The following is a 12,194-nucleotide window of genomic DNA, read 5'->3' on the forward strand; positions in this document are numbered from 1 at the left end:
CTTTAAATTGTGTTTGTTAGAATTTATATTTTAGTTGTAATCCGATGTTTCGTCCTCTATCATATCCAGAAACACCTTTTCCGTTTGTTGATGTTACTAAAACGTCTCCACCACTTGTTTCACGAACATATTTGATGTCAGGGTTTAGAATGTTTCGTATGCTGAAGTTTACCTCAAACTTATCTGAGATTTTATTTTTTAAGATGAAATCTAATGTTGGAACTGCTTTTTCAATAATGTTTCCTAATTGACCAGAACCTAAAGCGTCAATTCTGTCTGAGAAATAAGAGAATACTAAGTTTCCTGTTGGTTTGTAGCTTCCAAAAGTTGGAGAGTAGCTTACATCTGCATTGATGATGATTGGTGAAGCTCCTTGTAATTCATCTTTATCATTTCGGAAGTTTACACTATAAGTTCCTTGAATGACATCAAATAAGTCTTGCTCTGTATGCATTAATGTTGTGTTGAAACCTGCGGCAAGCAATGTTTCTTCATCTTCGTTTTGCAATAAGTTTTTTCTAAACTCTACTTCAATTCCGTATACTCTAGCTTCTTCACCTGTTCTAAAATAACGTTGTGTTCCTGTAGCATCAAAGGCAACCACTCGGTTTACAGGATCTGAAATTCTCTTAGCAAATGCTGACACAGAGAAGATTTCTCCTTTTCCATAAAACCATTCATATTTTAAATCGAAGTTTAATACATTAGAATAAGACACATCACTTACGTTGATGAAGTCAGGATTGTTTGATCCTAATAAATCAGGGTTACCACCAATTCGGTTAGTTACATCAATGTATACGAAAGGGGCAGTTTCTTTAAATTCTGGTAATGAAACCGTTCTACTTGCAGATAAACGTAAGTTTTGTTCTTCCGTCAATGCATATTTAATGTTCAAACTTGGTAAGATGAAGTTTTCGTATGCACTTGCGCTTGAGTTTCCGTTATTTCCTAAGTTGATTACATCATACGAAATACTTTGATCGAACGATTCAAAACGAATGCCAGGAACAATTAACCATTTATCTGATTTAATTTCAGCATCTGCATAACCTGCAAATAAATCTAAGTTACCTGTATATGTGTTTTCAGGAAGTCCAGGTCTGTTGGTATTGCTTAGTGTAGGAATTGCGTTAATAACTTTGATTGCATATATTCCTTGACCTGATGATAAACTTAGGTTTGAAGGATTGAACACCGCATCTAAGTTGTTTACGTCTGTAACAGCAAAGTCAGAATCAATAATGTCATAACCATAACGGATGTTTTCAAAATTACGCTCTTTGCTTCTAGCGTTGTAACCAAAATTCAACTTAAAGTTCTCATTCGCTTCGTATTGTAAGTTGATACGACCATTAAATTCTGTATCATCAATATCTTGAAAATAACGTTGGTTGTCATAATCTACGTTACTAAAGAATGTTGGATTTGTTGTTGGATCATTATCAAAGGCAAACTGATAGTTTTCAATACTAATTCTTCTACGATCTGGTTGTTTTGCTAATACAAAATTGTATCCAGCAGCCCAGTCCAATTCAAATTTTCCTGATTTATGGTTACCAATTAATTGATTTACGTATACTTGATTTTGGTCAAATTGTGCGTTCATTTGATAAAAACCTTCATCGGTATTTAAAATAGCGTCTCGGTTTCTACCTTGTCCGTCAATACCAAAATATCCGACTTCGTTTGTAGAACTATTGATAAATAAAGAATTAAATTTTAACTTGTTTTTATCATCAATTTTATAATTTACCGTTCCCATCGCAGTGGTTGTAGTACTGTACTCAAATTCTTCTGCATCTTCAAACGCTTTCTTTTCAACGGTAGTAAAATCGGTTGCTTCACCTCTCCTATATTCGTATCCGTTTTCGAAAGAAGCCGTTCCAAAAACGCTTAAACGAGATCCATTTTCAAAATCCCATGATTTTCCTCCTGAAATTCCAAAATTTACATTAATTGGTGCGCTTACATCTTCTGGATCTACTCCGTGCGATAAAATTACAGCAAACGGATTTTGATTATGTCTTGCATAGTCTCCAAAAAACCCAGAACCTTCACTGACTACAAAATCTTCTCCAATAGCATTTGTGTTTACACTTGTTCCAACAAATGCTTCTACATATCCTTTTCCTTTATAATCTTTTGAATTGATGTTTACATTACCTGCGGCAAAATCTCCGTATTGTTTGGAAGAATATGCCTTACTTACTGAGATATTTTCAATAACATCTGTTGCAAACAAGCCTAATTCAATATTCTTTTTATTAATATCATTTGATGGTAATGGCAATCCGTTAAACGTTGTATTTAAGTAACGATCACCCAAACCACGTACATAAACATTGCTTGAACCTTCTTGTCGTGAAATACCTGAAATTTTAGATACCGCAGCAGCAGCATCTCCAGCTCCTTTTCTTGCCAATTCTTCAGCACCAATGATTTGTACAATATCTTTTGATTTCTTTTGCTCTAATAAAGTTGCTGCTTCTGATACTTTACGCGTAGTAGCAGTAATAACCACCTGATCTAAAGCGGCAGCATTTACAGTCATAATTACATCAACATTTGTAATTTTTCCAGCATTTACAATGACATTTTCAACTTCTTGCGTTTTGTATCCAACAAAACTGAATATTAATGTGTACGTTCCTGGTGCAACATCTGGAATTTGGTATAGTCCATCTAAATCAGAAGTAGTTCCTTTAGAAGTTCCTTTTACAGTAATATTTACAAAAGGAAGCGGATCGTTATTAGTTTCTTTATCTTGCACTTTTCCGACGATAGAGCCGTTTTGTGCAAATCCTATAATAAAGGTGAAGAATAGGAGAATCGTAAGTGTAATTTTTTGTCTCATCTAGGTTTTTATTTCACAGCGCAAAGAAATGAGCAACGTGTAAAGATGACGTTACTTGCAGGTTAACAGTTTGTAATATGTATGTTAGGTTAATGTTATCATATTAAAAGAGTGTTAAGTGCTTTCAATAATTAATTTTATCTTTACTTTTGAAGTCTAGAAAAACATACAGCTTTTGTTTAAAAACAACACAATCAGCTACTTAAACTAAAAACAACACAGGATGAAAAAAAAGGATATTAAAATACTATTAGTTGACGACGAGCCAGATATCTTGGAAATTGTAGGGTATAATTTATCTTCTGAAGGATATAATTTAACCACAGCATCCAATGGTGTTGAAGCAATTGCAAAAGCAAAAAAAATAAAACCACATTTAATTATTATGGATGTGATGATGCCAGAAATGGATGGCATTGAAGCCTGTGAAAATATTAGAAAAGATAGCAGTTTGGCAAATACGATTATTACTTTTTTAACGGCTCGAGGAGAAGATTATTCACAAGTTGCCGGATTTGATGCAGGTGCAGATGATTATATAACGAAACCTATCAAACCAAAAGTATTGGTCAGTAAAGTAAAAGCCTTGCTTCGTAGATTGAAAAGTGAAGATGAAAATGCACAAATTCTTACGGTTGGAAATATTGTGATAAATAGAGAAGAATATAAAATTGAAAAAGAAGGTGTCGAAATCATCTTGCCAAGAAAAGAATTTGAATTACTGTCATTGCTAGCTTCTCGCCCAGAAAAAGTATTTAAAAGAGAAGAAATTCTAGACAAAGTTTGGGGAAATGAAGTCATTGTTGGCGGACGAACAATTGATGTCCACATTCGTAAATTAAGAGAAAAGATTGGAGAAAATCATTTCAAAACGGTAAAAGGCGTAGGCTACAAGTACGTACAATAATACATGACTAGAAAACTCAAAAAATCATATCGTTTCGCACTGCGATCGTCGTTGTACATTACTTTATTTGCAACTACGGTCCTAACGTTTTTACTATATTTTTTTGGGATTAAAAATTTCTTCGTTCCAATACTATTCTTTGCACTTTGTTTTACGTTTTGTTTCTTCATTTTACAATTTCGTGTAGAACGATTCATCTACCGTAGAGTAAAAAAAATATACGACGATGTTACGTTACTTGATGTGAGTGATTTTCACAATTATCCCATCACAACAGATATGGCAACGCTGACAAAAGAAATTGAAAAGTTTGCGACAAATAAAAAATTAGAAATCGAAACACTAAAGGTTCGAGAAAATTACCGAAAAGAATTTATTGGAAATGTTTCACACGAATTAAAAACGCCATTATTTACAGTGCAAGGTTATATTTTAACTTTGTTAGATGGTGCCATGAACGACAAAGCCATTCGTAAAAAATACCTAAATAGAGCAGGAAAAGGTGTTGAACGCCTCATCTATATTGTGAAAGATTTAGATATGATTACCAAGCTTGAAGCCGGAGATTTAAATCTTGATCTAGAAGAATTTGACATTATTGAACTGGTGCAAAGTGTATTTGATTTATTGGAAATGAAAGCCGCAAAAAAGAACATTACGTTGGCTTTTGATATGAATTATGCCAATCCGATTATGGTAAAGGCAGACAAAGAACGCATTCAGCAAGTATTAACCAATTTGATTGTAAACTCTATCAAATACGGACGCGATAATGGAACTACGGAAATTAGCGTGGAAAATCTCATTCGAAACAAAGTAATTGTGCGTGTTACTGATAATGGAGAAGGAATTGAAACAGAAAATATTGCACGATTATTTGAGCGTTTTTATCGTGTAGATAAAAGTCGTGCGCGTAAAGAAGGTGGTTCTGGTTTAGGGCTTTCTATCGTAAAACATATTATTGAAGCTCACAATGAAAAAATATACGTAGAAAGTGAATACGATGTTGGTTCAGAATTTTCATTTACCTTGGAAAAGGTGGAATAATGCTGCGTAATTTTCCTCATAATTAAATTGACTCAATCCTTTAAAATCTTTAACTCGCGTTAACTGATCGATTGAAAAATCATCCTGTGTTGCCGTAGGAACTAACTGTTGTTTCTGCAAACGTTTCGCTAAATATTCTTGCTCAAATTGCCCTGGTGTTGGAATAAAAAAAGCTTTCTTATTCAACTTTGCCAAATCCATGACAGTCGTATATCCCGATCGCGATAATACAAAAGCACTTTCGTTAAATGCCTTTTCCAATTCATCACTCTGCATAAAATTGACAACCTCACAATTTAAAAACTGAAAATGTTCTTGTTTCGCTTCAATCTTTCCACGGACAAACAATACTTTTCCATCAAAATGTTTTACTTCTTCAAACAACTTTTCTTCCAACATGGTGCGTTGCGGTTCTGGACCTGATAAAATTACCATCAAATCATACACAATTGGCAATTCTTGCACTTTCAATCTGCTCAGCGGACCAATATATTTTAGCGAAAGCGAATGTTTTTTTAAATGCCCGAGTTTCCCAGAAAGGTTTGGTTTTCCAGCAACGTCAGGAACCCAACATTCATCAAACTTTTTAATAATATTTTGATGAATTTTACTGCTAAACCACGTTGTTGCTCCACTAAGTACATTCAATTGATGCGTAATAAAAACCGAAGGCACTTTTTTGCTATACACACCAAGTCTGTTATCAGAAATGATTCCACAAAAATCACGCTCCTTCACCAATTTCTTTACAATCTTTTTCTCTCTTGCAATAGCTTTCAGCATCTTAGGCGAGTCTTTCAACATCTTTAGCTTAAAATTCTTTCCTTTTTTGGCATATTCAATCTGATAATTGGGAAGTGTAACGGTTTCCAAATCAGGAAATTCTTTTTGTAACAATTGCAGTGCAATTCCGTCAGAAGCAATCACAGGAATAAAATTTTCTGCAAGCAAAGCGTTAATAATCGGAATACATCTTGTGGCGTGTCCCAAGCCCCAATTTAGCGGAGCAACCAAAACAGTTTTTGAATTCTTCATAAAATCAAAGATAAGAATATAAAAAGGTCTGCAAGTTTTCCTTAGTTTTGTCAAAATATTAAGAAAACATTGTGGGAAGTAAAAACAAACTAAAACGCTTTAGAGAAAACGATACGTTTGCGAATGTCATACAGCCAACTCGTGAAGAAATTGTTTCAGGAAAATTTCCATACAAAGGAAAATGGAACAGCGATTTTTTTAAAAATGATGCGCCAATTGTATTAGAACTAGGTTGTGGAAAAGGAGAATATACAGTCGCATTGGCAAAAAAGTTTCCGCACAAAAATTTTATCGGAATCGACATCAAAGGCGCGCGTTTTTGGAGAGGCGCCAAAACTGCCGTAGAAGATGAAATGCCAAATGTTGCCTTTATCCGAACACAAATAGAATTAATAGAAGGTTTATTTGCAGAAAATGAAGTTGCTGAAATTTGGATTACTTTTCCCGATCCGCAAATAAAATATAAGCGTACCAAACACCGAATGACCAACGAAACCTTTTTGGCGCGGTATAAAAAAATATTAAATGCTGAAGGAACAGTACACTTAAAAACCGACAGTGAATTTATGCACGGATACACGCTCGGACTTTTGCATGGCGCAGGACACGAAGTATTATATGCAAACCATGATGTATACCGAAATGAAGGAAGTCCAAAAGAAGTCACAGAAATTCAAACATTTTACGAGTTACAATATTTGGAAGTAAACAAGGCAATTACTTATATTCACTTCAAAATCAAGTAATGACCGATCTCATTATTCTCTTTTTTATTACTTTTTCAGCAGCACTTTTGGGTGTTGTTCCGCCAGGGTTAATCAACATTACGGCGGCAAAAATAAGTACCCAAAAAGGGAAAATGAATGGAATTATCTTCGCTATTGGCGCTTCGTTAGTGGTACTAATTCAAGCAATGATTGCGGTAATGATTTCCAAATATCTATATCACAATCAAGAAGTTATTGACGTATTGCTCAAAATAGCGTTGGTTATTTTTGGACTTTTAGGAATTTACTTTTTTATCATTGCACGAAAGAAAAAAGGGAAACGAATCCGAATGGTCAAAGTTAGCAAAAAAGGAAGCTTTTTTAAAGGAGTTTTCTTAGCAATGCTCAACGTTTTGCCAATTCCATACTTCGCAGGATTAAATGCCTTGTGGAGAACTTCGGGTTTAATGGAATTTACCAATACAGACATTATCGTATTTATACTTGGCGCGGGTTTCGGAACATTTGCTATGTTGTACATGTACGTATTTTACTTTAACAAATCACAATCGCGGTCGGGAAAATTTTCCAAATCTTCCGATTACATTCTAAGTATTTTAATGTTAGTTTTGGTCATTATCACACTCATTCGTATCTTTTTCGGACAAGAACCTGTTACCACATGAAACCTGAAAATCAAAACTTCTTTGAACGCGTATACGAGGTCGCTCGCCTAATTCCGTATGGCAGAGTTACGAGTTATGGCGCAATTGCCAAATATTTAGGCGCGGCAAGAAGTGCACGCATGGTTGGCTGGGCAATGAATAGCTCAGGAAAACATGAAGATGTACACGCGCACAGAGTTGTAAACCGAAAAGGATTGCTCACAGGAAAACATCATTTTCAAGGAACCAATTTAATGCAACAATTGCTAGAAAGTGAAGGTATTGAAGTTGTAGACAATCAAATTCAGAACTTGGACAACTATTTTTGGGATCCTTCAACGGAACTTAAATAACGTGAGTTCGACGTAAGAATTTTAGTTTGAAACTCTTCTTTTCCGCAGTATAGCAGGAGTTTTTCGTTAAAAATTTTCGAAACCTTGGAGAAATGTTAATTCATGAACTCCATAACAGAAAATAGAGCATGGTGAACTAAAATTTAGAAAAATTCATGCGGTTTTAGTTTTTACCTAAAAGAAAAACTAAAAATACCTCTGGAAATCGAAGATTCATGAGTTCCATAATTGGAAATAGAAATCATACGAACTAAAAGTTCCCTTTCTTTTGTTGATGCCTGTGCTGAACTTGATTCAGTATTCTTTGGGTAAGCAAAGAAAACGAAAATAAAACCATGAAAATGAATTACATAGCAGAATTATTTCTAAAATTACTATAAATATAAATTGAATGATTTATATCGAACTGACGTTAAATAATGTTTTTTTCATTCTCCTTCTACGCTCGCTTTTAATTTTTTCGCTTCCGCAGAATTGTCTCTGCTGCAAAGAAAATTCAATTTCCAGAACAAAGAGACTTTCACGTCTCAAACTCCAGTGTCGTTTCTGATGAATACAAGAAGTGCAATCAAAACATAATTTTTTCAGAAAGCTGTTTTCAAATGGCTCATAATAAGATCGTATCGTACAATCAATCATTTCAATACAACGGCTTCTAATTCTAAACATTTCGCAGTATCTTTGCAATTTAGAATCAATTTACATTGAAAACAGCATAAAATGTTTCTGTAATTGAAAACTTCAAACTAAAAACAACATTGTGAAAATAGAAAAGAAAGACATACAAGCAGCATTAAGTACCATTACCGTTCCTGGTGAAGGCGCTAACATGATTGCGAGTGGTGCTGTGAGAAACATCATGACATTTGCAGATGAAATTGTGGTTGATATTGTCATCGCAAATCCTACAATGCAAGCGAAGAAAAAAGTAGAAGCAGACATCACTACAGTTCTTCGTGAAAAAGTATATGCTGATGCAAAAGTAAAAGTCAACATAAAAGTGGAGCGACCTGAAAAGCCTGAAATCAAAGGAAAATCGTTACCAAATATCAAAAATATAATTGCAGTTGCTTCTGGAAAAGGTGGCGTTGGAAAATCTACCGTTACCGCAAATCTAGCGGTTACCTTAGCAAAAATGGGCTTTAAAGTTGGTGTCTTAGATGCTGATATTTACGGACCATCCATGCCAATTATGTTTGACGTAGAAGGCGAAAAACCATTGGCTGTACGTGTGGATGGCGCTTCAAAAATGAAACCTGTAGAAAGTTATGGTGTAAAAATTCTTTCCATCGGATTCTTCACAAAACCAAATCAAGCAGTTGTTTGGCGTGGACCAATGGCGAGCAAAGCTTTAAACCAAATGATCTTTGATGCTGCTTGGGGCGAATTGGACTTTTTACTGCTAGACTTACCTCCAGGAACAGGAGACATTCACTTAAGCATCATGCAATCATTGCCAATTACAGGCGCAGTTGTCGTAAGTACACCGCAAAATGTCGCTTTAGCGGATGCGAAAAAAGGAGTTGCCATGTTCCAACAAGAAAGTATAAACGTTCCTGTATTGGGAATTATAGAAAATATGGCGTATTTTACTCCTGAAGAATTGCCAGACAACAAATATTACATCTTTGGAAAAGAAGGTGCTAAAAACCTAGCAGAAGATATTGAAGTACCATTCTTAGGAGAAATTCCATTGGTACAAAGTATTCGTGAAGCTGGTGACGTAGGAAGACCTGCTGCAATGCAAACCGCTACATTAATTGAAGCTGCTTTTGAAGAATTGACACGAAATGTAGTACAAGAAGTGGTAAACAGAAATGAAAGTTTGCCTGCTACGGAAGTAATTAAAATTACAACAATGGCTGGATGTTCAGCAGTAAAAAAATAAACACGAAAAAAAAGAAAGATGACAAGTGAAGAAATAAAATACAACGTGCAAAAAGCCTTAGACGAAATTCGTCCGTTTTTGCAAAGTGATGGTGGCGATATTAAGCTCGTTGGCATCGAAAATGATACGTTGGTAAAAGTTCAGTTAGAAGGAGCTTGCGTCGGATGTAGTGTAAACCAAATGACACTAAAATCAGGTGTTGAAATGACGATCAAAAAGCATGTGCCACAAATTGAAAAAGTAATCAGCGTAGAATAGCTGACAAATGTCATAAAACGACACACATGTGCAACTTATTTTTGTATCAGATTATATTATAAAGAAATGATTAAAACCGATATACTCATTATTGGAGCTGGTCCTACAGGACTATTTGCTGTTTTTGAAGCAGGATTATTAAAACTAAAATGTCACCTAATAGACGCATTGCCGCAACCTGGCGGACAATGCTCTGAGATTTATCCGAAAAAACCAATCTACGATATTCCAGGATATCCAGAAGTATTGGCGGGCGATTTGGTAGACAATTTAATGAAACAAATTGAACCGTTTGAACCTACATTTACCTTAGGAGAACGCGCAGAAACAATTGAAAAACTCGACGATGGCACCTTCATCGTAACAACAAATAAAGGAACAAAACATCATGCACCAATAGTTGCCATTGCTGGCGGATTGGGAAGTTTTGAACCGAGAAAACCACCAATTCAAAACTTAGCAAACTACGAAGACAAAGGAGTCGAATACATCATTCGTGATCCAGAAGTTTATCGTGATAAAAAAGTAGTCATTGCTGGTGGTGGCGATTCTGCGTTAGATTGGAGTATTTTCTTAACAGATGTTGCTTCAGAAGTAACCTTAGTACACAGACGTACGGAATTTCGTGGCGCGTTAGATTCTGTTGAAAAAGTTCAAGAACTCAAAAATTTAGGAAAAATCAATCTCATTACACCTGCGGAAATTACAGGAATTCATGGAGAAAATCATGTTTCAGGTGTTGAAGTCACTAAAAAAGGAGAAGCACCATTTACATTAGAAACCGATCATTTCATTCCACTTTTCGGATTGGCACCAAAACTTGGTCCAATTGGAGATTGGGGATTAGAAATTGAGAAAAACGCGATTAAAGTTGACAATACGTTAGACTATCAAACCAACATTCCTGGAATTTATGCCATTGGCGATGTAAATACCTATCCAGGGAAATTAAAGTTGATTCTTTGCGGATTCCATGAAGCAACTCTAATGTGTCAAAGTGCGTATCAACGTATTTTTCCAGATAAGAAATATGTGATGAAATACACAACAGTAAGCGGCATTGATGGTTTTGATGGAACACGTAAAGAAGCTCCAAAAGCAGTTGTAAAAGCGATAAATTAATTTCAGCACAAATTCTTTTAGAATTTTACTCAATTACCTAAGTTTGAGTTTTTAAATGTCAATGAGAGAATCGAAATGAAAAATCGTGGCAATCTGTTGCTTCAAATAACAACATTTGTTTTGCGATAAACAGATTACCGCGTCACTATCGTTCCTCGTAAAGACGAATCATAGTAGAAAATCAACAATCATAACTCGTACATCAAAATGTCAGTAGACATCAACATCAAAATAACAGACCGAGAAGGCGTTGTACACGAAATACAAGCGCCAACCGATATGGCAATGAACTTAATGGAAGTCGTACGTTCGTATGAACTCGCTCCCGAAGGAACGATTGGAATTTGTGGCGGAATGGCAATGTGTGCTTCGTGTCAATGTTATGTACATTCCGATCATGAATTACCAGAAATGAGCGTTGATGAAGACATGATGTTAGCCGAAGCATTCTACGTAGAAGACAACAGTCGTTTAGGTTGCCAAATTCAAATGACACCAGCATTGGATGGTTTGGAAGTTGAGTTGGCTCCGGAGAGTTAGTTAATCATCCAAAAGGAAGCAAATCAATCATACCTTCAATTAGAAAATTAACAGCTTTTTTGAAAACCTCTTTTTTTCCTAATTCTAAAATTTCTTTTAATAGTGGTAAACTTTTCTTCCTAACTTTTGCAAAAAAATTACTAATTCTTTTGATAGTGACCTTTTTAGTCATGTTAGGAATTTCACTTTGAATAATCTCAGCTTCTTGTATTAATTCTTGGTTTTCTTCTTCATCAACTTTTAATAGCTTGATTACATTAGTAAAATAGTTGTGAATTATTATTTGTTTATCTAATTCGTATGGTTTGGAATCAGCATCTTCATCTATTATCTCGAAATTGGTATAGAATTCTTTTTCATATTCATTAAGTATGTGCTCCTCAGGAGTTAGATTAACTTCATTATATGATCTTATAAGTTCTGTCCATTCTTCCAAACAAGTCATGACTGAGTTTTCTTGTGTACGAACACTTCGTGGATTAGTCAGTATACTATTTGTAGGATTGTAATCTAATTTAAAGACTATAGTATTACTACCGTTTTGTAAAGGTTCAGAAATAGAGAATTTAAAATCAGATAAATTAGACTTATCCTCAATTATTAATTCAAAAGCTCCGTTTTTAGTTAACTCCAAAATATCACTATTGGATTCTGTAAAAGATCTAGCCTTTTTCATTAATCGTTCTACGGTTTGTATTAGGAGTAATGAATGTCTTTTTTTATTTATCATTTCGTGAATTTATTAAGTCTAGAATGAAATTTAACAATATTTTTCAACTATAAAAATAAAGTTTTATCATGATGCAAGTAATGTA

At 34.7% G+C, this 12,194-nt stretch carries 12 protein-coding genes; 9 read left to right on the forward strand and 3 right to left on the reverse strand.

The window, feature by feature from the left end; genetic code table 11:
* Nucleotides 1–16: 16 nt before the first annotated feature.
* Complete coding sequence (locus KAOT1_RS13755; RefSeq protein WP_007095436.1) at nucleotides 17–2,857, reverse strand: TonB-dependent receptor; 2,841 nt, start codon at nucleotides 2,855–2,857, stop codon at nucleotides 17–19.
* A 223-nt stretch (nucleotides 2,858–3,080) separates the two neighbouring features.
* Here KAOT1_RS13755 and KAOT1_RS13760 point away from each other — a divergent pair, with 223 nt between their 5' ends.
* Together KAOT1_RS13760 and KAOT1_RS13765 are read left to right on the forward strand one after the other, a co-directional pair.
* A complete protein-coding gene (locus KAOT1_RS13760) occupies nucleotides 3,081–3,764 on the forward strand; it encodes a response regulator transcription factor (protein WP_007095437.1) in 684 nt (227 codons plus the stop codon).
* Nucleotides 3,765–3,767: 3 nt separating this feature from the next.
* Entirely contained in the window at nucleotides 3,768–4,811 is a 1,044-nt protein-coding gene (locus KAOT1_RS13765) for an ATP-binding protein (RefSeq protein WP_007095438.1), read from the forward strand.
* Here KAOT1_RS13765 and KAOT1_RS13770 read toward each other — a convergent pair.
* Nucleotides 4,785–5,846, reverse strand: a complete 1,062-nt coding sequence (locus KAOT1_RS13770) for a glycosyltransferase (protein ID WP_040559561.1) — start codon at nucleotides 5,844–5,846, stop codon at nucleotides 4,785–4,787. The two genes, KAOT1_RS13765 and KAOT1_RS13770, sit on opposite strands and share 27 nt — an antisense overlap.
* Nucleotides 5,847–5,917: 71 nt before the next feature.
* Between KAOT1_RS13770 and trmB the strand changes: the two genes are divergently transcribed.
* The 7 genes from trmB to KAOT1_RS13805 all read left to right on the forward strand — a co-directional run bounded on the left by trmB (nucleotide 5,918) and on the right by KAOT1_RS13805 (nucleotide 11,379).
* Nucleotides 5,918–6,592: a tRNA (guanosine(46)-N7)-methyltransferase TrmB gene (gene trmB / locus KAOT1_RS13775; protein WP_007095440.1), complete on the forward strand. Its 675-nt coding sequence runs from the start codon at nucleotides 5,918–5,920 to the stop codon at nucleotides 6,590–6,592.
* Nucleotides 6,592–7,239, forward strand: a complete 648-nt coding sequence (locus KAOT1_RS13780) for a LysE family transporter (protein WP_007095441.1) — start codon at nucleotides 6,592–6,594, stop codon at nucleotides 7,237–7,239. The genes trmB and KAOT1_RS13780 overlap by 1 nt, the downstream gene beginning before the upstream one ends.
* On the forward strand, nucleotides 7,236–7,571 hold the full coding sequence (locus KAOT1_RS13785; protein WP_007095442.1) for an MGMT family protein: 336 nt from the start codon (nucleotides 7,236–7,238) through the stop codon (nucleotides 7,569–7,571). Before KAOT1_RS13780 ends, KAOT1_RS13785 begins: the two co-directional genes overlap by 4 nt.
* A gap of 760 nt (nucleotides 7,572–8,331) precedes the next feature.
* Nucleotides 8,332–9,459, forward strand: a complete 1,128-nt coding sequence (locus tag KAOT1_RS13790; RefSeq protein ID WP_007095443.1) for an Mrp/NBP35 family ATP-binding protein — start codon at nucleotides 8,332–8,334, stop codon at nucleotides 9,457–9,459.
* 18 nt (nucleotides 9,460–9,477) lie between these two features.
* Nucleotides 9,478–9,717, forward strand: coding sequence for a NifU family protein (locus KAOT1_RS13795; protein ID WP_007095444.1), 240 nt, complete (start codon nucleotides 9,478–9,480; stop codon nucleotides 9,715–9,717).
* Nucleotides 9,718–9,783: 66 nt separating this feature from the next.
* Nucleotides 9,784–10,839: an NAD(P)/FAD-dependent oxidoreductase gene (locus tag KAOT1_RS13800; protein WP_007095445.1), complete on the forward strand. Its 1,056-nt coding sequence runs from the start codon at nucleotides 9,784–9,786 to the stop codon at nucleotides 10,837–10,839.
* Nucleotides 10,840–11,046: 207 nt separating this feature from the next.
* Nucleotides 11,047–11,379 (forward strand): 2Fe-2S iron-sulfur cluster-binding family protein, encoded by a 333-nt coding sequence (locus tag KAOT1_RS13805; protein ID WP_007095446.1) that lies wholly within the window; start codon nucleotides 11,047–11,049, stop codon nucleotides 11,377–11,379.
* 4 nt (nucleotides 11,380–11,383) lie between these two features.
* Here the strand turns inward: KAOT1_RS13805 and KAOT1_RS13810 are convergent, their stop codons facing one another.
* Nucleotides 11,384–12,055: a hypothetical protein gene (locus KAOT1_RS13810; protein WP_157560135.1), complete on the reverse strand. Its 672-nt coding sequence runs from the start codon at nucleotides 12,053–12,055 to the stop codon at nucleotides 11,384–11,386.
* Between the last annotated feature and the right edge of the window lie 139 nt (nucleotides 12,056–12,194).

The organism is Kordia algicida OT-1 (genome assembly GCF_000154725.1).
Classification (GTDB): domain Bacteria; phylum Bacteroidota; class Bacteroidia; order Flavobacteriales; family Flavobacteriaceae; genus Kordia; species Kordia algicida.

What these genes read in the sequence shown, in the direction of transcription:
- KAOT1_RS13755 (WP_007095436.1), bottom strand. Translation starts at nt 2,857, where the DNA reads ATGAGACAAAAAATTACACTTACGATTCTCCTATTCTTCACCTTTATT.
- KAOT1_RS13760 (WP_007095437.1), top strand. Translation starts at nt 3,081, where the DNA reads ATGAAAAAAAAGGATATTAAAATACTATTAGTTGACGACGAGCCAGAT.
- KAOT1_RS13765 (WP_007095438.1), top strand. Translation starts at nt 3,768, where the DNA reads ATGACTAGAAAACTCAAAAAATCATATCGTTTCGCACTGCGATCGTCG.
- KAOT1_RS13770 (WP_040559561.1), bottom strand. Translation starts at nt 5,846, where the DNA reads ATGAAGAATTCAAAAACTGTTTTGGTTGCTCCGCTAAATTGGGGCTTG.
- KAOT1_RS13780 (WP_007095441.1), top strand. Translation starts at nt 6,592, where the DNA reads ATGACCGATCTCATTATTCTCTTTTTTATTACTTTTTCAGCAGCACTT.
- KAOT1_RS13785 (WP_007095442.1), top strand. Translation starts at nt 7,236, where the DNA reads ATGAAACCTGAAAATCAAAACTTCTTTGAACGCGTATACGAGGTCGCT.
- KAOT1_RS13795 (WP_007095444.1), top strand. Translation starts at nt 9,478, where the DNA reads ATGACAAGTGAAGAAATAAAATACAACGTGCAAAAAGCCTTAGACGAA.
- KAOT1_RS13800 (WP_007095445.1), top strand. Translation starts at nt 9,784, where the DNA reads ATGATTAAAACCGATATACTCATTATTGGAGCTGGTCCTACAGGACTA.
- KAOT1_RS13805 (WP_007095446.1), top strand. Translation starts at nt 11,047, where the DNA reads ATGTCAGTAGACATCAACATCAAAATAACAGACCGAGAAGGCGTTGTA.
- KAOT1_RS13810 (WP_157560135.1), bottom strand. Translation starts at nt 12,055, where the DNA reads ATGAAAAAGGCTAGATCTTTTACAGAATCCAATAGTGATATTTTGGAG.